Annotated in this window: 15 protein-coding genes; 10 read left to right on the plus strand and 5 right to left on the minus strand. The window is 39.4% G+C overall.

Annotated features, from left to right (window positions below):
* Positions 1-83 precede the first annotated feature (83 nt).
* On the minus strand, positions 84-935 hold the full coding sequence (locus tag I6F66_RS04270; RefSeq protein ID WP_007579940.1) for a LysR family transcriptional regulator: 852 nt from the start codon (positions 933-935) through the stop codon (positions 84-86).
* 126 nt (positions 936-1,061) lie between these two features.
* On the opposite strand from I6F66_RS04270, the gene I6F66_RS04275 reads away from it, so the two are divergent.
* The 6 genes from I6F66_RS04275 to I6F66_RS04300 all read left to right on the plus strand — a co-directional run bounded on the left by I6F66_RS04275 (position 1,062) and on the right by I6F66_RS04300 (position 7,279).
* Positions 1,062-1,661, plus strand: a complete 600-nt coding sequence (locus I6F66_RS04275; RefSeq protein ID WP_197159609.1) for a hypothetical protein — start codon at positions 1,062-1,064, stop codon at positions 1,659-1,661.
* A gap of 117 nt (positions 1,662-1,778) precedes the next feature.
* Positions 1,779-2,861, plus strand: coding sequence for a glycine cleavage system aminomethyltransferase GcvT (gcvT, locus tag I6F66_RS04280; RefSeq protein ID WP_007579945.1), 1,083 nt, complete (start codon positions 1,779-1,781; stop codon positions 2,859-2,861).
* A gap of 73 nt (positions 2,862-2,934) precedes the next feature.
* Entirely contained in the window at positions 2,935-3,324 is a 390-nt protein-coding gene (gene gcvH, locus I6F66_RS04285) for a glycine cleavage system protein GcvH (RefSeq protein WP_197208815.1), read from the plus strand.
* Between the two features lie 161 nt (positions 3,325-3,485).
* Positions 3,486-6,377, plus strand: a complete 2,892-nt coding sequence (gene gcvP / locus I6F66_RS04290) for an aminomethyl-transferring glycine dehydrogenase (protein WP_197208816.1) — start codon at positions 3,486-3,488, stop codon at positions 6,375-6,377.
* Positions 6,378-6,692: 315 nt separating this feature from the next.
* Positions 6,693-6,989, plus strand: a complete 297-nt coding sequence (locus I6F66_RS04295; protein WP_197208817.1) for a type II toxin-antitoxin system RelE/ParE family toxin — start codon at positions 6,693-6,695, stop codon at positions 6,987-6,989.
* A 5-nt stretch (positions 6,990-6,994) separates the two neighbouring features.
* The gene (locus I6F66_RS04300; protein ID WP_096793685.1) at positions 6,995-7,279 is read left to right on the plus strand and encodes an addiction module antidote protein; all 285 of its coding nucleotides are present in this window, start codon (positions 6,995-6,997) and stop codon (positions 7,277-7,279) included.
* 1,011 nt (positions 7,280-8,290) lie between these two features.
* Here the strand turns inward: I6F66_RS04300 and I6F66_RS04305 are convergent.
* On the minus strand, positions 8,291-10,888 hold the full coding sequence (locus I6F66_RS04305) for an AAA family ATPase (protein ID WP_197208818.1): 2,598 nt from the start codon (positions 10,886-10,888) through the stop codon (positions 8,291-8,293).
* Between the two features lie 412 nt (positions 10,889-11,300).
* Between I6F66_RS04305 and I6F66_RS04310 the strand changes: the two genes are divergently transcribed.
* Complete coding sequence (locus I6F66_RS04310; protein WP_197208819.1) at positions 11,301-12,194, plus strand: Abi family protein; 894 nt, start codon at positions 11,301-11,303, stop codon at positions 12,192-12,194.
* 231 nt (positions 12,195-12,425) lie between these two features.
* Here the strand turns inward: I6F66_RS04310 and I6F66_RS04315 are convergent, their stop codons facing one another.
* From I6F66_RS04315 to I6F66_RS04325, 3 genes are all read right to left on the minus strand, one after another.
* Positions 12,426-13,574: a hypothetical protein gene (locus I6F66_RS04315; RefSeq protein ID WP_197208820.1), complete on the minus strand. Its 1,149-nt coding sequence runs from the start codon at positions 13,572-13,574 to the stop codon at positions 12,426-12,428.
* Positions 13,575-13,853: 279 nt separating this feature from the next.
* Positions 13,854-14,162 carry a hypothetical protein gene (locus tag I6F66_RS04320; protein WP_182681743.1) on the minus strand — a complete coding sequence of 103 codons (309 nt, stop codon included), beginning with the start codon at positions 14,160-14,162 and terminating at the stop codon, positions 13,854-13,856.
* Between the two features lie 380 nt (positions 14,163-14,542).
* Positions 14,543-14,788, minus strand: a complete 246-nt coding sequence (locus tag I6F66_RS04325) for a DUF4235 domain-containing protein (RefSeq protein ID WP_002958040.1) — start codon at positions 14,786-14,788, stop codon at positions 14,543-14,545.
* 481 nt (positions 14,789-15,269) lie between these two features.
* Between I6F66_RS04325 and I6F66_RS04330 the strand changes: the two genes are divergently transcribed.
* From I6F66_RS04330 to I6F66_RS04340, 3 genes are read left to right on the plus strand one after another with little or no spacing between them, the layout of a single operon-like run.
* A complete protein-coding gene (locus I6F66_RS04330) occupies positions 15,270-15,944 on the plus strand; it encodes a VWA domain-containing protein (protein ID WP_197118630.1) in 675 nt (224 codons plus the stop codon).
* Entirely contained in the window at positions 15,944-16,663 is a 720-nt protein-coding gene (locus I6F66_RS04335) for a PP2C family serine/threonine-protein phosphatase (protein ID WP_197118631.1), read from the plus strand. The genes I6F66_RS04330 and I6F66_RS04335 overlap by 1 nt, the downstream gene beginning before the upstream one ends.
* Positions 16,656-19,358: a hypothetical protein gene (locus I6F66_RS04340; RefSeq protein ID WP_197118632.1), complete on the plus strand. Its 2,703-nt coding sequence runs from the start codon at positions 16,656-16,658 to the stop codon at positions 19,356-19,358. The genes I6F66_RS04335 and I6F66_RS04340 overlap by 8 nt, the downstream gene beginning before the upstream one ends.
* Positions 19,359-19,456: the final 98 nt, after the last annotated feature.

Below are 19,456 nucleotides of genomic sequence, written 5' to 3' on the forward strand. Positions count from 1 at the left end.
AAGCACCTACTTATGCAACTTTGTTAACTAAATTGTTTCTTTTGTATTGCTTCATAACTTATAAACTAGTTATAAAGTTTTGATTAGCTATAACCTAAGCGTAGCGCTATAAACTCCGCGAGTTTATCTACAGCATGATCCGATTCGCCCGAGCTTTTAATTAAACTAATACCAATATTGCCAAGAGTGGGTAAATGTTTGGTTTGAACTTGATAATTAAGCTCGCTAGGTACTGTGCTTTTAGCAAGTACCGTAATGCCTAAGCCTTCTTTTAATGCCGCAATAAGGCCGGTTAAATCGGCGTTGCTGTATACGATACGGTATTTTATGCCCGCACTTTTTAATGCATCAATTGCACGGCGACGATAAATACATCCCTCTGGTGCGGTAACTAGCGTAACTACATCGTTTTGCGCAAGTGATAGGTCGCCCACCCACACCAGTTCGTCTTGCATAAAAATAGGAAACTTATCAGAGTTAAGTCGCTCATTTAGCGCAAGTACTAAATCGAACTGATCTTGGCGAGAAGCCGAAAGTAAATGTTTACTTAAACGCGACTTAACTTCTAACGACACCTCAGGGTAGAGCGCCACAAAGTCGCCAATAATTGAAGGTAAAATACGCGCTGCAAATTCGCTCGGAATACCCAAGCGCACTTTACCTGCGATGTTTTCTGATGTGAACTGCTGCAAAATAGCATCGTTGTGTTGCATCATTTGTTTTGCCATAGGCAATAATAGCTCGCCGTACTGGTTTAATACTTGGCGCTGTCCTTGTTTTTTAAATAGTTTATAGCCAAGCACGTCTTCTAAGCGCTTTATTTGCAAACTGACAGCAGGTTGCGACAAGCCAAGTAAATCGCCTGCTTTAGCAAAGCCACCTATTTCAACTACCATTACAAAAGTACGTAAACCGTCTGTTGATATGTTTTTCATATTTAAAATTACAATTTATATAGCTATATATATAAGTATTATTTATCAATTGATAAAAAATTACAATTTGTTGTTGGTAGGCGTGGGCAATATACTTTTGTAATCGAAAATACACAGGTGTTTGTTATGACTTTTAACCCAATAATGTTTGCCCGCCACAGCAACGCAAGTAGTGCGGTTACTAACGCTTTGCAAACTAACAACAATCACGTTGTAATGGATTTTAGCGGCACCGAAACCAGTGTATTTTTAAGCACTATTTTAGGGCTCGATTTAACTAAGCTTACCGCCAGCGGTTTAGGCTTAAAAGGCACGCTTGATGGCGACTATAATTCTGACTACAGCTTTGCTGTTTATTACTTTAGCGAAACCGCCTTTAGATTTGTACTGCCACACAACGCAAGCCTTCAACTACAAGCACTTATAAACGAGCAACAGCTACGTTTTGATATTGATTATGTAGTACGCACCGACCTAGCAAGCTTTATTTTAAGTGGCGACAACGCGTTTGATACTCTAGTAAATGCTTTTAAATTAACACCCGGTTTGCGCCTTTCTGACGCGCAACTATGCTACGGTGCGCAAAGTGGTGATGTATTTATTACCGCCATTGATAAAAACGACGAACAACACTTTGTGCTTATAGCAAAAACGCCAGAGCTACAAAAATGGCAAAGCTACATGCAAGCGCAAGGTTTTGCACTTATGCATAGTGAAGCCGCATAACGAATACAAACAACAGGTGAACATAACAATGTTTACCTGTTTTTAATTGCAATTAAGCAATTAAAGTCTATTTAAGCCACGCCCTAAACAGGGTTAATTTAAACGTGAAGGAATGTTATGACTTCTAAAACTGTACTACATGCTAAGCACCTAGAAGCGGGCGCTAAAATGGTTGATTTTCATGGCTGGGAAATGCCAATCAACTACGGCTCACAAATAGAAGAACACAATAGCGTGCGTACCGACGCAGGTATGTTTGACGTATCACACATGACTATTGTTGATATTAAAGGGCCTCAAGCACAAGCATTTTTACGTAAGCTAGTAGCTAACGACGTTGCAAAATTAACCGTACCAGGTAAAGCGCTTTACACAGGCATGCTTAACGAGCAAGGCGGTGTAATAGACGACTTAATTATTTATTTCTTTAGTGAAACCTTTTACCGCCTAGTTGTTAACTCAGCAACGCGCGAAAAAGATCTAGCGCATTTGGCTAACGTATCAAGCGACTTTGACGTAACGGTTACAGAGCGCCCTGAGTTTGCAATGATTGCAGTACAAGGCCCTAACGCTAAAGCAAAAACAGCCACTCTTTTAAATGCTGAGCAACAAGCAGCTGTTGAAGGTATGAAGCCGTTTTTTGGTGTTCAAGTAGGTGATTTATTTATTGCCACAACGGGTTATACTGGCGAAGACGGTTACGAAATAGTAGTACCGAACGACCAAGCAGCCGATTTATGGCAACAACTGCTAGACGCAGGTGTTAAGCCTGCTGGTTTAGGTGCACGCGACACGCTACGTTTAGAAGCAGGTATGAACCTTTACGGCCTAGATATGGACGAAAGCGTATCACCACTTGCAGCTAACATGGCATGGACCATTGCATGGGAACCAGAAGATCGCGACTTTATTGGCCGTGACGTACTTGTTAAGCAACGCGCAGAAAAAAGCACTGACAAACTAGTTGGCTTAGTGTTTGAAGAAAAAGGCGTTTTGCGTAGCGGTTCTAAAGTAATTGTTGACGGTGGGATAGGTATTATTACTTCTGGTACTTTTTCACCAACACTTGGTTTTAGTGTAGCCCTTGCACGTGTACCACGTTCAACAGGCGATACAGCTCAAGTAGAAATGCGTAAAAAATTAGTAAACGTTAAAGTAGTAAAGCCTAGCTTTGTACGTAACGGTAAATCAATAATTTAAATAATTTGGTTATACCAATCACAATAATTATTGCGATTGGTATCCTCCCAATATAAACCAAAGGACAAATAAAATGAGCAACATTCCTAGCGAGTTAAAATACGCACCTTCACACGAGTGGGTTCGCAGTGAAGGCGACGGTATATTTACTGTTGGTATTTCTGAGCATGCACAAGAACTTCTTGGCGACATGGTATTTGTTGAATTACCAGAAGTTGGCGACGAAGTAGACGCTGGCGAAGACTGTGCAGTAGCAGAGTCGGTTAAAGCAGCATCAGACATTTACGCACCTATCAGTGGCGAAATTGTTGCTATTAACGAAGAGCTTGAAGATTCACCTGAAACAGTAAACAGCGACGCTTACGGCGACGGTTGGTTATTCCGTATTAAAGCATCTGACGAGTCTGAGCTAGACAACTTATTAGACGCTGAAGGTTACTCGCACACTATCGACGAAGAATAATAATTTTTTGTAGATAACTAAAAGCCCCGTTTAATGTATAAAAATGGGGCTTTTATGATTTTACAGCGCACAACCCCATACTGAGTGAACTGTTAAATCGTCAAATATTTTAATTAATGCTAGTTACCCATTAGCATTTAGGATCATAGGAATCTGGATTCATGTCAAACGCCAAATCTCTTGAAGAACTAGAGCAAAAGCAAGATTTTATTCGCCGCCATATTGGGCCAAGCCCAGCACAAGTAAGCGATATGCTAAGTGCTTTAGAAGTATCGAGTGTGCAAGAGCTGATCGACCAAACTGTACCTGCTAGCATTCGCTTAGAGCAGCCATTAACAGTTGGCGAAAGCCGTACTGAAGTTGAAACACTAAGCTACCTAAAATCAGTAGCAAGCAAAAATAAAGTTTTCAAATCGTACATTGGCCAAGGCTACCACCCAACTAACGTACCGCACGTAATTTTACGTAACGTACTAGAAAATCCAGGTTGGTATACAGCGTACACACCGTATCAGCCAGAGATTGCACAAGGGCGTTTAGAATCATTATTAAACTTCCAAACTATGACCCTAGATTTAACCGGTCTTGATTTAGCAAGCGCATCACTGCTTGACGAATCAACAGCGGCTGCAGAGGCTATGGGCCTTGCAAAACGCGTATCAAAAGCTAAAAAAGCCAATGCCTTTTTTATCGCCGACGACGTACACACACAAACAATCGACGTAGTAACAACGCGTGCCGAGCAGTTTGGTTTTGAAATAATTGTAGGTAAAGCAGAAGATGCCGTTAACCATGACATTTTTGGCGCATTATTCCAATACCCATCTACATCAGGCGAAGTGGTAGACATAACTGACCTAATTGCTGGCGTACAAAGCAAAAAGGCCATTGCCTGTGTTGCTGCCGACATAATGAGTTTATTACTATTAAAAGCACCGGGTAAACTAGGCGCAGACGTAGTACTTGGTTCGGCTCAACGTTTTGGCGTACCTATGGGTTACGGCGGTCCACATGCTGCATTTTTTGCAACACGTGACGCATACAAACGTTCATTACCAGGGCGTATTATTGGTGTATCTAAAGACCGCTTAGGTAACGACGCACTACGTATGGCAATGCAAACGCGCGAACAACACATTCGCCGCGACAAAGCCAACTCAAACATTTGTACAGCGCAAGTATTACTTGCCAACATGGCAGCGTTTTACGCGGTGTACCACGGCCCTCAAGGCTTAAAAACTATCGCGCAGCGTATACATCGCTTTGCTGATATTTTAGCTGCTGGCTTAAAAGCTAAAGGCATCGCACTTAAGCACAGCACTTGGTTTGATACGCTAACAGTAGTAAGCGACAGCAAAAACGACGTAACAGAGCGTGCAATTGCAAAAGGCGTAAACTTTGCAACAAACCACGAAGGCGAGTACTCAATTTCGGTATCAGAGACAACAACACGTGCCGATATTACTGAGCTATTCGATATTATTTTAGGCGAAGGCCATGGGCTAAGTGTTGACGCTATTGCAGCCGACGTTGAAGCAAATGGCAGCGAGTCAATTCCTGCAAGTTTAGTACGTGACGACGAAGTACTAACGCATCCAAACTTTAACAGCTATCACAGCGAAACAGACATGCTTCGCTACATTAAGCGACTAGAAAGCAAAGACTTATCGCTTAATCACTCAATGATCTCGTTAGGCTCATGTACCATGAAACTAAACGCGACTGCTGAGATGATCCCAATTACATGGCCTGAGTTTGCAAACCTTCACCCATTCTGCCCGCTAGATCAAGCAGAAGGTTACCAAATAATGATTGGCGAGCTACACGACTGGCTTGTAAACATTACTGGTTACGATGCTGTATCACTTCAGCCAAACTCTGGTGCGCAAGGTGAATACGCAGGCTTAATCGCGATTCGTAAATACCACGAGTCACGCGGGGATGCACACCGTAATGTATGTTTAATCCCAAGCTCTGCGCACGGTACTAACCCTGCATCAGCGCAAATGGCGAGCATGAAAATTGTCGTGGTTAACTGCGACAAAAACGGTAACGTAGACATGGCAGATTTAAAAGCGAAAGCTGAAGAAGTGTCTGAAAACTTATCGTGCATTATGATCACATACCCGTCTACGCACGGCGTATACGAAGAAACAATTCGCGAAATTTGTGACATTATTCATGAGCACGGCGGCCAAGTTTACATGGACGGCGCAAACATGAACGCGCAAGTTGGCGTAACAAGCCCAGGCTTTATTGGCTCAGACGTATCGCACTTAAACTTGCATAAAACGTTTTGTATTCCACACGGTGGCGGTGGTCCAGGTGTTGGCCCAATTGGTGTTAAATCGCATCTTGCGCCATTTATGCCAAACCACAGCGTAATTAACGTACCAGGTACTAGCATTGGTAACGGTGCGGTATCGGCAGCGCCTTATGGCTCAGCCGCTATTTTACCTATTTCATGGGCTTACATCACCATGATGGGGAGCGAGGGCTTAAAACAAGCCACTGAAATGGCAATCGTTAATGCTAACTACTTAACGCATGAGCTAAGCAAGCACTTCCCAATTTTATACCGTGGTCGTAACAACCGTGTTGCTCACGAATGTATTGTTGACCTACGCCCGCTTAAAGAGCAATCAGGCATTACTGAAATGGACGTAGCTAAGCGCTTGCAAGACTACGGCTTCCACTCACCCACTATGTCGTTCCCAGTCGCTGGTACATTAATGATTGAGCCAACTGAGTCTGAGTCAAAAGGTGAGATTGACCGCTTTATCGAAGCAATGGTGTCAATTAAAGGCGAAATCGAAAAAGTAATCTCTGGCGAATGGTCAATCGAAAACAACCCGCTAGTGTTTGCACCGCATACACAAGGCGACGTGTTAGGTAACGAATGGGACCGCGCATACGACCGTTTTTATGCTGCATTCCCAGTGCCTGCAGTAGCTAAAAACAAGTTTTGGCCAACAGTTACACGTATTGATGACGTATACGGCGACCGTAACTTAGTATGTTCATGCCCAGCGGTTGAGACATACCGTGATTAAGAGCTGAGACTAATTTTTGAACTTTAATGGGTATTAAGTCCCATTATAGTTTGGGAATTTATCAAAATTATAAAAGCCGTTGCAGCAATGCAACGGCTTTTTTGTGCGTAGCGATAAGCCATAAATAATATGGACGTAGGTTGGATAGAGTGAAACGAAACCCAACAAATCACAAATATACTTACTCGCTCAAAAGCCAAGAGTATGTGTTATTTATTGTAGGCGTTTAGCTTGCTGACGCGTTGATTGTTAATCAAAATTCGGTATCCCTTAAATAAAATTGCACGTATGTAGCCTTTGGGCTACAATTGTTTTATGAAATATCGTATTAAGAAAACCGACGAGTTCGATAAATGGCTTAAAAAGCTCAAAGATCGTCAAGCTTTTATGGCAATAGCTAAACGTATTACACGTGCCATAAATGGTAATTTTGGCGATAGCGAATCTGTTGGTGGTGGCATATCTGAAATGCGAATTTTCGTAGGGAAAGGCTATCGTGTTTATTACATAATTAGAGGCGGTGAAGTTATTTTACTACTCAATGGTGGCCACAAAGGTACACAAGGTAAAGACATTACCAAAGCAAAAGCCCTTTTAAGAGAATTGGAGTAATTACTATGACGCTACAAACATCAGATTTTAATCCGTTTGACTATATGGAAACACAGCAAGAAATTAATACATTTTTAGAAGAGTGTTTAGCTGATGACGATCCAAATACCTTTATTGAAGCACTTGGCTTATTAGTTAAAAAACATGGCGTGAGTGATATTGCTAAAGCAACGGGGTTAAACCGTGAAAGCTTATATAAAGCAGTTAACGGTAAAACCAAGCCACGTTGGGAAACTATTTTTAAAGTGATGAAAGCACTTAACTTTCGCCTTACAACACAAGTTGCATAGGCTGGGTAGAGTGAAACGAAGTCCAACAAATCACAACTATACTTACTCGCTCACAAACCAAGAGTATATGTTATTAGTTGTAGGCGTACAGCTTGCTGACGCGCGGGCGATAGCCCGAATAAGTATTTGAATTTACCGATAGCCCGAATAAGTATTTGAATTTACCGATAACGCGAATACGTTGGGCATTTCTATAAATTAGAAACCTTATTCAAGGTTTTGTCGCACTGGCGACGGCAGCCAAAGAGGGGCTGCCGCTGGTCCCTCTCTGGACACTCTCAGCGCACCCGAGCATCACGCTATTTCCTTCAAACCACAATTGATGTGAATGTAAACGCCATGAAAGCACATCCATGTGCAAGCATGGCTTTCATTTCATCCATGAAATGCATTACTCATCAATTGCTTATTTTCAGGGCGTGATGACGGGGAAGGGTGTTAAACGTGAGGTTGGTGTTTGGTCTTGGCAAGAAGCAAGACTGACCCTCTGTATTTCCTCTAGGTTGAGTGAAACGAAACCCAACAAATCACAAATATACTTACTCGCTTAAAAGCCAAGAGTATGTGTTATTTGTTGTAGGCGTTTAGCTTGCTGACGCGCGGGCGGTAGCCCGAATAAGTATTTGAATAGGTGGTTGAGGTTATTATCACCGATAATGTGAATACGTTTCGCGTTTCACGCTTCTAGAAATTAGAAACCTTATTCAAGGTTTTGTCGCGCTGGCGACAGCAGCCAAAGAGGGGCTGCCGCTGGTCCCTCTCTGGACACTCTCAGCGCACCCGAGCATCACGCTTAATCCTTCAAATAATTAATTGATGTGAGCGTAAACGCCATGAAAGCACATCCATGTGCAAGCATGGCTTTCATTTCATCCATGAAATGAATTACTCATCAATTGCTTATTTTCATGGCGTGATGACGGGGAAGAATGTTAAACGTGAGGTTGGTGTTTGGACTTGGCAAGATACAAGACCTGACCCTCTTTATTCATGTGATTAATTTAATTCAATTTAGGTCCCTGATGGCACCGGTTTTTCTCTTCGCTTTTTTAGGTCATTGAAGTAACTTTCTAAGCCTGTAAGGTCACTTTCAAGTTCATCAAAATCCGGGAAACTAACTCCAAACGCACTAGCAGTGTCATGAACATGCTTGCAGCATTTTGCATAAGCATCGCTAATGATTTTGTTGTCATTAGCATCAATGGTATCAATATATTTTAAATTCTGAGTTTTTACCCCATAACTAAAACGCTCAACGACACCTTTTAATAACCATTCTTCAACTAACCTTTCCCACGTTTTACGCATTTGATCATAAAAAGATTTGGCAGATAAAATATATTGCTGTTGATCTGGGTTATTAAATTGATTTTTAAGTTCAGGTAATTGGGTCTTCAGCTTTTTAATCCTCTTATTAGTATTAAATGCTTCCCAAGGTGGTTCAACCATAGGGTATCCAGCTAACTTACCATGCCTTCGAATTGCACTAATACTAATAGGAAACTGATGTTGATTTGCCACATCTTCAAGCATTTTTAAGAATGGTAAATCGTGGGTTAATACAACTACTTGTCTATTCTTGCTCTCTTCAACAATACGATTTGCAAATTTTTCACGCCATAGATGATCAAGCGAATTTACGGGATCATCAAACACGATCGCAGACTTACGGTTATCTACTATTAGCTCAGCCATAAAGCCAGCTAGTGCAATACACTTTTGCTCGCCTTCACTGGCAATTTCAGGGATTTTTGCTTCGCTATTGGCTAATTTAATCTCTAGCATAGATTGGCCAGCTTTACCGCTAGTTGCAGTTTGGACTTCAAGGTGTTTGAAATTGAGTTTTTTGAGTTCCTGAACAAAGGTTTCTTGTAGTTTGCCAACACTACCTTGTTTTGCTATCTCGTTTACCTTTCTAGTAATAGAAGAAATTTTGGCACTTAGGCCTAAATTTTCTAACAAGTGCAATTGCTTTAAACGTTTAATTTCGTTTTGTATTAAAGCTTTATTTGTCGTTATTTGGCTGCGATTTTCTATGTCAGATATTTTATTTATCAGTAAAGTTATTGTGGTTTGTTTAGCTGCGTCATCTTTTACTTCTTGTTCTTTTTTCTTAAAGTTTTCACTTTGTAGTTTCAACCAAGTTAAGCCATTAAGCACTAACTCTTTAAACTGGAAAATAGCAGGTTTACTAATTATACCATTGACCCTTTTTTGAATATCAGCATTAAGGTTTCTTAAGCTATCCGCAACTTCTTTTTTGGAGCCTTCAATCCAACTTAATACTCCTTCATGCGCTGTTAAGTCAAAGTTTAACCTCCCTAAGCAGTTAACTGCTTGATCGAAATTTTTCTTAGCTGCATCTGCCTCACTTTGTGTTTTGTCTTTTAAGTAATCATTAAACTTCTCTAATTGTTTGGCGGTTGTCTCTGTTATCGGCTGTAAACAAGTAGGGCAGCTTTCTCCAGCCACAGGTGGAAATGATTGACCTTGCCCGTTATGCTTAATAAACTCTTCAACATGTTGCCACATTGATTTCCATACTTGCGAACCAATACCTTCAACTGGCAATCCACCTAAAGCTTGATGTCTAGCGACCTCTGCCGCTGTTTCGGTTGTCTTATAGGCATCAAATAGCTTAGAAATAGTTAAAACAGCTTCATTACTTGTGGACTTTAATAGCCTATCAAAGTGATTTATTAGAGGATCAAGTCGCTGATATTGCTCTTTAAATTTTTTACGTAGGTCTTCAGGCGAACTCCCCTGCAATTCAGCCAACTCTTTTCTCAATTGGGTTAGGCTATCTACTTCAACTTGTGATGCACAATTTTGCTCTAACTCTTCAACAGTAGTGTCTTTATTGATTTTTTGAAGAAATATTGCACTTCGAGAACCTGTCGGGAGTTGAGGGAAAGTAGCCTGTTGCCCTAGTGTTCGAATGCTAGTAATACTACCCTTAGCTACGTGATTACAGACTAGAATTAGCTCGTCCAACACTTTTAGAGCCGCAGGCTTATATTCAACATTACCTTTTTTAGCTAGATAATGATTAGCCGATTTACTATCAAAAACTCGAATTGATTTCAGCTCAGGTGATGATGCCTGATTTTTAACCCAAACATCTGCTTTGGGCGGTTTATCGCTTACCTGAATGTTAATTTCTGAGCTTGGTATTCCTTTTATATCTTCATAAACATTAGAAATGACTTCAGGGGCATCACCTCTAGTTAGACATGCATTTTTTAACACTTTGGCATAACTGGATTTACCTGAGCCATTATTGCCATAAACAACAATTAAGTTAGTTTGTGCGTCAAATGCTAAATTTTGGTTTTGCACCAGTGATGCAACATTAGAAGTGTTGGAGATACCTAGCAAACGTACAGGCTCGCTTTCAACGTTATATCCAACATCTGATACAAGAGATGTTTTAGTTGCAAAGAGAACGTCTGGAGGATTAACTAAATGCTCTGTTTTAGCTAACTCTAATAACACATTTCTGTGCTGTCCAGTCAAAGTTCCATTGTCTAAAATATCTTTAACTGCTGCTCGCCACCACAAAGGCTTACCTTCAGCGTTAATCCAATCAATTACAGTTTTTATCGACATTCCTTATCCTTTATAAAAAATAGTTCCTAAAAAAAGAATATCAATAAATACTGAAGACTAATAGCAATATAATTTTCAAAAGCAGGAGATTAAAGTAGTCACCCATTTGAAAGTTCCGGTCAAGCAGGCAGCTGTGTTTTTTGATCTTTTTATTCAAAAAAAGTGCTCTTATTATTAAACTCAATTAAAAATATGGCTACGTACCTAGCAATTACATCGATTGCTATCAATATACACTATGGTTGGCCTCACTCATCGCTTAGTACCTATATCTGGATAAGCTACAAATATCTTGAAATTATACTTTTAAGCTCTATAATTACGCGTAACAACACCCCTCCCGCTACCCGTAAGCTCAGCGCCCTGCGAGGGGTTAATTATTTCTATAGCATGGTAAAAGGATTTAGCCTTCATGCAGTTCCCTAAAGCCCCCATAACATTTGCGCAGCAAGTCGACTTACTAGAAGAGCGCGGGCTAGTAATTAATGATAAAGAATCAGCAGCCTTTTATCTTAGCCATATTAATTATTACAGGCTAGGCACTTATTGGTGGTCGTTTATTGAAGATCATCAAAATCATACTTTTAAGTCTGGTACTACGTTTGAGCAAGTGTTAAATCTGTATTCTTTCGATAGAGAGCTAAGGTTGTTATTACTTGATGCCATTGAGCGGATTGAAGTATCTCTGCGAACTCAGTGGGCATATCATTTAGCAAAAAAGCATGGTTCACATGCACATTTAGATTCTACTGCATTTTCTTCTAAATTTAATCATAACGACTTTGTTAGTAATATTTGTGCTGAAATTCAACGAACGTCAGATACAAATATAAAAAAGCAAAATTACAAATATAATGAAGAAACACCCGCTATTTGGATTATTGCTGAAGTAATGAGCTTCGGCTGGCTTTCAAGAAGCTATGATGCAATAGGACGCCGAGCGCTAAAAAATGATATTGCAGATTCATATAAAGTAAAAGAAACAATACTTTCATCTTTTTTACACCACATAACTACGGTGCGTAATATCTGTGCCCATCATAGTCGCTTATACAACCGAGATTTTACATTTACCATGAAGCTGCCAACAAATGGCGACAGTGTTTTACTTAATAGCTTTAGCGATACAACTAAGCAGTTATACAACACACTCGTTATGTGTGCTTATTTTATGGATTTAACTAGCCCTAATCACCATTGGAAACAAAAGTTAGCTAGCTTGATTGAGGTGTATAATATTGACGTAACCGAAATGGGCTTCCCTGAAAATTGGAAAACGTTACCTATCTGGAATAGCATTAAATAAATTAAGAGCTAATTAAGCCCTCAGTTAATTGTAAAAACCAGAGGCACTAGATTTTTATTACACATCAAGTACCTAGGTTTTTAGTTTATTGCTCATCGAGTTAATTACTGTGTCTAGACCACGGCGGATAGAGTTTAAGAATGCGTTTATCATGTGATTGACCGTGGCAGAGGGCATAAAAAAAGGCAATATTATTGCCCTTTTTTATGCGCTTAAATTGGTTGTTATAAACTATAGCGCTACTAAGCTTTGCTCTAGCATTGCCTTTATTTGTTTTACTATTTTAGCTTCTGTTTCAGGTTCGAATTGTTGTATACGTGGGGTATGAATGTGCCCTGTAGGTATACTTGAATTAAGCGCATCGCGCAGGCGAATACTTCGGTACGATATTTCGTTAGACAGGTAACCACCGCCGCCGCCATTTACCGCAATACTATTTTTAAGCTCGCCGTACGAACCGGCTTTATAGGTTTTTTCAAGCGTGGTGACTTCGTGATTGTCGATAACTTTATAAGGGCCTTTAGCTTGTTGCATGTAACTTACAGGCAAGCTAAATTTTACAAACTCGTTGCCTGGAAGTGGTCGGCCATTAAGTTTTGGTATTACTGGGTTTGTTTGCGTTCCGCCATACACAATATTGGCATTATCGGGGGCAGTTACACTGCGACGTTTACCCGGAAAGTGCTCTAAATCAAATTCTGTTCTGCCCATACTTACGGTTACTACCATGTCTACATTATTAAGTGCGTAGTAAGGGGCAAGTAAGGATTCTATTATGCCTTGATCAAAATCTTCATAGCGTACAGGTACCATAACAGTGTTAATTTCTGCGCTCACGCCGTTGTAATTAATAACTTGGCCGTCGAGCAATAACGCCGCAACACCAGAGGGGTTACTTTGGTTTATGTTTCTATCGAGTAAAAATGGGTCAAAGCCTGTAAGTAATATTTTTTTAGTGCTGCCTGATGAAAAAGCAAGGTCGGTACGGCCTCTGCTGCCTTCCTCAAGTATGGTTAGTAAAGTATTTAGTTGAGCCTGCGTAATTGAAAATTTAGGCGATGTTGTGCGTATTACTTTGCTTGAAAGCAGGCGCGCCCAGTAAAGCTCTCGATCGTCGTAGTTATTGGTTTTTACTATGCGTTGTTTTGCGTTTTCCCACAGTTCAAAGCTAAAGCTTTGTACTAATGCTTTTGCACTTTTAAAGTCGTTTAATTCTTTAAATTGTTGCTCAAAACTTGATACTTGTGGGGTAAATGCATTTAAAACATTTGGCATTGCTGATTGTGCTTTGTTGATACGCTGTTCTTCAACAGTTAAAGGATTACTTAAAGCAGCGAATGAAGAGGCAATTAAGCTGGTCGCTAATAATACTTTGATCATAATATTCCTAATATAAGGCTATTGTTTTATATGTAATTTACTATCCTACTATTGCTAACTTAGAGCAACCAATTAACGTTGAATCGACTGATATTTGCTTTTGCCGTGCATTAGTATTGTTTAACGGCCAATTAGTATCATCGGCTAATAAAAATCCCTGAGTCAAAAATTGATCTTTATAGGTACTACTTTAAGCTCTAATAAAAGTAAAAAGCCGTTGCAGCAATGCAACGGCTTTTTTATGGCGTTAGCCCGAAGTAACCTTTGAACACCTTCGCTTTATTCATCAGGCCCTTTGAGCGTAAATTTTAAATGTTTACGCATATCTTTTAAAATCACGCCCTTTTTAAGCATTGCGCCGCTTAAGCGTTTTTGCCACTTTAATAAGTCAGGCTCTGCGGCCGCTAAGGCTTGCTCGTTTTCAAACTGAAAGCACAGCAGTAGTGTACTTGGAAATAAGTGGTATTCCACATCAAACCAGCATTGCAGCATGCCTGGGAGCTCAGCGCGGCCTTGTTCTTCTAATTTTTCAGCAGTATTAAGTACAAGTGCTTGCTGCTTTATTTGCACTGCAGAGAGTTTTTTCATTATTAAAATCCAAGTTAGCGGCTAAAAAATGCAGCCGGAATGCGGGCATTATACGCAAGCTTGTAGGTAAGCAACAACTTTGAAAGAGAGTTAATGTTTAATAGAGTGTATCTGCTTAAAATCTAGGAGGCCCTGTTGGAAGGCGCCTTTGGCTTTTCCAACCTACGTAGGTCGGATAAGCGGCGCAGCCGTGCCATCCGACTTTTTAAGTTTCATCACTGAACCCCGATTTGGATATTAATGTGTTTTTTAACTCAATAGTTAAGTAACTAGGGTTTTGCCAAGTTGCTTGCGACAACTGGGGAGTGGTTGTCGCAAGGCGCCTTTAGCGCCTCACCACATTACGCTTAATAATTATAAGAGGTATTAATTGGGTGGGTTTATTTGGAGCGGCGCTTGTCTAGTACGTAGCGTACGGCCATTCTTGCAACACCCGCACCAATACCTGAGACTACAGCCCATGTAACGGCCTCTTTAAGATCTGTTTCTTCGCTTGGTCTATCCTTTGGTGCTGGTTCGTTGGTAACCTTTTCCCACGATTTTTGTAAAGTTTTCCTTGTTAACATACCTGCTGATGCAGCGGCCAGACCTATACCTATCGTCGTAATTAGCTGTTTATTACTCATAATGTTCTCCTTTTTATAAATAACGGCAGCGTTATTTATGTGTAACTCTTTAAGTAAGAACATTAGTAACAGCAATTTATATACCGATAGAACCGTAAAGCCTTTAAATCGGGCTATTTTAAAATCTACACTTTAATATTCTTCCGCTAAAGCTTTATTAAACCCCGCGAGTATTTGTATTTATTAAATAACTACTTAATTTAGGGATGGTATTGGTTACGTATTTAAAATAATGCATTAAGCAAGGAGAGGGGGTTCTCACTAAGTGGGTATTGATGGAAAGTCTATTTGCAGCTGTATTTACGAGTATCTACGTAATCTTTATTTTAGTTTTAATATTAAAGAATAACTAATCTGTTGTTTTTAGTTTTCTTTAAACCTTTAATATAATTAATTTTTATAATATATTTGAGTCGATAAAAATTTAGTAAACTCTAAATTATTGATTAAAAATCTCCCATTTAAAAGGACTTAATTACTTATGCATAATGATGCAATTCCAGGCGTTGAATTTATCGATAACGCTAATCAAAGAACTCCATGTGTGTTGGTGCTAGATGCTTCTGGCTCAATGGCTGGTGAGCCTCTAAAGCAGCTCAACCTTGGTCTTAAAGTTTTTGAAGAACAATTAAAAAGTGATTTGTCTGCCGCATTAAAAGTGCAGGTTCTTGTATTAGCTGTTGGAGGTCATGATGATGTAGAGGTAATACAGCCATGGGTAGATGCTGTAGATTTTAAAGCACCAACAATTGAAGCCGGAGGCTTAACCCCATTAGGTGCAGGAATGTCGACGGCACTTAATGAGGTACAACAACAAAAATTAGTATACGACGAGAATGGTATTTCAAGTACTCGACCTTGGATCATCGTATTATCTGATGGCTGTCCGACAGATTTGGATTGGGAACAATCAGCTGATGCGTGCCGTAAAGCTGAAGAAGATAAAAAAGTTGTTATTTTTCCAATAGGTACTGAAGGCGCAGATTTTGCAGCGCTGGGGCAGTTTTCTAATAAATCAGCAAAAAAATTGAAAGGATTAAATTTTACAGAACTTTTTGTTTGGCTTAGTCGTTCTATGGCAACAGTATCAGCAAGTATTCCTGGTCAAAAAGTACGCCTTCCTTCAGCCGATGAGTGGGCCGAGGTTGAGATTTAATGGCTGGGCGATTTCTTGGCTGCTCAGTTACTGGTACCTCGCATATTGATGGCAAGATACCTTGCCAAGACGCTTGGCAAGTAAAAAAAACGGCAATGGGACTTGTCGCTTGTGTATCTGATGGAGCAGGCTCTGCGCAATATTCACATCTAGGCTCAAAGCAATTAATTGATAAAGTATGTGAAGCATTAGCTCAAGAAAAAACGATTGGTGAAAGCGCAATAGTAAGCTTAAAAACTGCAATTAGTGAAGCTCGAAAGTGCGTTGCCCTGCAAGGCGAAATATCGGATTATCATTCCACCTTATGTGGCGTGGCAACTTCTCATGAGGGAAGTTTAGTGTTTCATATTGGTGATGGGATTGTTATTGGTATTAACCCTGAAGATTGGTCTGATTTTATTGTCAGCGAACCTGAAAATGGCGAATTTGCCGAAACCACTTATTTTTTTACTTTACCTGATTGGCAATCTCACTTACGTATTATGTGTGCTCCAGAACGTTATAAACTCTGGTTTTTAATGTCTGATGGCGCGGCTAGTTTTGCTGCATTAACAAATCCTTATAGACCCACAACTAACTTTTTGTTACCGATACACAATTACTTAGCTAGTGTAGATGACGCAACAGGACGCCACGCACTAAAAAACACTTTAAATGATCCTCGTACCAATAGTATTACAAACGATGATAAAACCTTAGTTTGGTTATTGAATGAGTAATAGCGTAAACCTAATTTATCTTGATGGAAAAACAGCGCAAGTACAGTACAAAAAAAAGCCGATTAATAGCGGTGCTGATGGCACTATTTACGCTACTATTGACAACAAGTTAGCTTTAAAAATTTATCATGATCCAAACAAAGATATGCAACGGCAAGATAAATTGTGGCAGATGTTGTCGAATGCGCCGACAGCAGAGGGAATTTGTTGGCCTGTTGCCGTTATAAGTGATAAAAAAAATAACTTTATTGGTTATGCAATGCCTCTACTTGATTTAAGTCGTTGCTACACTATTGAAATGTTACTTTCTAAACGCTTGCGTGAGTCATTAAAAATAACCGACAGTTATAAGTTTAGGGTTACCGTTGCGATTAGTTTAGCGAGTAAGGTCGCAGAGCTTCACCGTTTGGGTCATTATATTATTGATTTAAAACCAGCAAACTTATCTTTTGATAAGCACACTGGTGATGTAATGGTTTTAGATTGCGACGGCTTTTCGATTAAAGGTGATAAAAAGAGATTTAAGGGGCATCAATATACGTCTGGTTATATTGCCCCCGAAGCTTTTGGCGGTAGAATACCACCTGAAAAGTTAGGAGTCGGTCAAGATTTATTCGCGTTGACTACAATACTCTTTCAGCTGTTAAATAACGGTTTACACCCATTCCAAGGCGTATCTAAAAATGGATATTCTTTACCAAGCGACAACCAAACTAAAATTACTGAGGGCCTTTATCCATATGCAATAAAAGTTCATGCAAAAATAAAGCCTTCTCCGTGGAGTATACACACTGATTTTCCTGACGTTTTGTCAAAAGCATTTACTCAAAGTTTAACGAGTAGAGTTCGAACTAAAGCTAATATATGGCAAAAGTTACTACTAGAACAAAGTTTAAAGCTCAAAGTATGTAAACAAAATTCAGATCATGCCTATTGGCAAAAAGCTTGTCCACATTGCCAGCTTAATCAAAAAAAAGCGCAAGTTAAAAAAAATATAAAACCGAATATTAAGTCTGCAGTAAAGCGCAGTGCCCCTATAAATAATTCAAGTCAGTCATCTAGTAATCAAACTAATAGTGGTGTAGGGAAATATATCGTACTTATTACGATTGTATTGATTGTGATTATTGCGGCTAATTTACGTGGCTGTTTTAGCTCTGTATCAACTTATAGCCAGCCGCAAGCAACGCCTTCTCATATACAAACTAAACCAGTAGAAAACAAAGGGGTTAAGTTTGAACATAAAACCGTTCACAAAGCAAAAACGGCCAACTCATTATTAGGTAATGTGACTTATTATAAACATGATATGGTTTTGCTAAATAAGTCGAGAGAATTAGTTGAAATCCCTTTTTATCAGTTAACTGGTTTTAAATCGTCTGACGCTTTTCCGCTCATTAAACACTCTCCCTTTGGTAGAATATTCCCTAGTGATTCACCTCAAGTTAGTTTAAGTAAAATTGATTTTGAAATGGCAGGTAAAAAAGTTGGGCAACTTGAATATCGAAGCGATAGAGTTTACCACTTAGATGATTGGCAGTATGACAGTAATAGTGAGCAAGGTTATGTTTATAACTGTAAATACGATCCCAATATTTGCACGCACGTAACGCAAATAGGTATGCAAAAAAAAGTTAGTTTTAAATTTAATGATTTTAAAGCAGAAAAAAGTTTCCCCGATGAGAATACAGGTGTTTCGGCAGATAGTTATCGACCTTGGCGTTTTAATATTACTGAAAATGGTAAAAAAATTGTCATGCTCAGCAATTTTGAATTAGTTGTTTACGATATTGCCAACCCAAGTAAACCGATAATAAAACAAAGGCTTCCTAAGGAGTGGGATGAGTGGAATGTAACCCGCTTGCTGAGTGTTAATAATGGACAAAGGCTATTTGTCGCTTTGGCTAAAAGTGAGCAATATGGAAAAAATTATCAGGGTTTTGTGACAGAGCTTTTGTTAGTTAACAACACTTATCAAGTCACTACTAATTTTGCTACGTTGCCTGACTCTAATAAAATGTCAGGGGTTGATATTGCAACTAATCTTAAAGGCGATGTATTAGCGATAGGTGAATACATTCAACCTGAGCAAAATAACACAAGGTTCCATATACTTAATACGCCTGTAGAGGTAACCATTGCTCATCCGGTTATTAAATTATGGAAAAAAACAGCGCAAGGCTGGCAGGCTGTCCGCTTGCCAAATGACCAAATAGTCACGTTAAAACAAAATGAACTAAGTCCAGATAAAGTGGTAACTAAAGTACCAGCAAATATTAGTAGGTCTGTACTTGTGGCGAATTTCAGTTCTGACTCTAAGGTAATGGGCGACCTGAGGTTTAACCGACAATTTATGTTGAGCAAATCAGGCGATGTTTTACTTTCAGGGATCACAGCAAGCAAAAGGCGAGATTACATAAAAGCGAAGGCTTCTATTTTTAAACTAAACTTTTTAGAAAATGAGTTTTTGTTAGCAGCCGAACTAGACAAAACTTATGATCCAATCAACCAATCAAATTCTCCATCTAATACAGCCTATCTTAGTTATTTGAGCGCTAGCTTATCGCACGATGGTAGTCAGGTTGCTTTAGGCTGGTTTGTATTTTTTGACGTTTTATCAAAAAGCAGTAAAACAAGATTTGAAAAGCAACGATATCAACTCGAACTTTTGAATGTTGAAGCAATGAAGGAATAATTCATGCTTCAACTTTAAAATGCATACCACAAGGGCTGTAATGATTGTAATACTGAAATTGATTTTTTTATAATACGAGCAAGATTGCTGACTTTATA

The organism is Pseudoalteromonas sp. NZS100_1 (assembly GCF_015864285.1).
GTDB classification, from domain to species: Bacteria; Pseudomonadota; Gammaproteobacteria; order Enterobacterales; family Alteromonadaceae; genus Pseudoalteromonas; species Pseudoalteromonas arctica.

Bases quoted from the DNA above. Each gene is read 5' to 3' on its own strand.
- I6F66_RS04270 (WP_007579940.1), bottom strand. From the start codon at position 935: ATGAAAAACATATCAACAGACGGTTTACGTACTTTTGTAATGGTAGTT.
- I6F66_RS04275 (WP_197159609.1), top strand. From the start codon at position 1,062: ATGACTTTTAACCCAATAATGTTTGCCCGCCACAGCAACGCAAGTAGT.
- gcvT (WP_007579945.1), top strand. From the start codon at position 1,779: ATGACTTCTAAAACTGTACTACATGCTAAGCACCTAGAAGCGGGCGCT.
- gcvH (WP_197208815.1), top strand. From the start codon at position 2,935: ATGAGCAACATTCCTAGCGAGTTAAAATACGCACCTTCACACGAGTGG.
- gcvP (WP_197208816.1), top strand. From the start codon at position 3,486: ATGTCAAACGCCAAATCTCTTGAAGAACTAGAGCAAAAGCAAGATTTT.
- I6F66_RS04295 (WP_197208817.1), top strand. From the start codon at position 6,693: ATGAAATATCGTATTAAGAAAACCGACGAGTTCGATAAATGGCTTAAA.
- I6F66_RS04300 (WP_096793685.1), top strand. From the start codon at position 6,995: ATGACGCTACAAACATCAGATTTTAATCCGTTTGACTATATGGAAACA.
- I6F66_RS04305 (WP_197208818.1), bottom strand. From the start codon at position 10,888: ATGTCGATAAAAACTGTAATTGATTGGATTAACGCTGAAGGTAAGCCT.
- I6F66_RS04310 (WP_197208819.1), top strand. From the start codon at position 11,301: ATGCAGTTCCCTAAAGCCCCCATAACATTTGCGCAGCAAGTCGACTTA.
- I6F66_RS04315 (WP_197208820.1), bottom strand. From the start codon at position 13,574: ATGATCAAAGTATTATTAGCGACCAGCTTAATTGCCTCTTCATTCGCT.
- I6F66_RS04320 (WP_182681743.1), bottom strand. From the start codon at position 14,162: ATGAAAAAACTCTCTGCAGTGCAAATAAAGCAGCAAGCACTTGTACTT.
- I6F66_RS04325 (WP_002958040.1), bottom strand. From the start codon at position 14,788: ATGAGTAATAAACAGCTAATTACGACGATAGGTATAGGTCTGGCCGCT.
- I6F66_RS04330 (WP_197118630.1), top strand. From the start codon at position 15,270: ATGCATAATGATGCAATTCCAGGCGTTGAATTTATCGATAACGCTAAT.
- I6F66_RS04335 (WP_197118631.1), top strand. From the start codon at position 15,944: ATGGCTGGGCGATTTCTTGGCTGCTCAGTTACTGGTACCTCGCATATT.
- I6F66_RS04340 (WP_197118632.1), top strand. From the start codon at position 16,656: ATGAGTAATAGCGTAAACCTAATTTATCTTGATGGAAAAACAGCGCAA.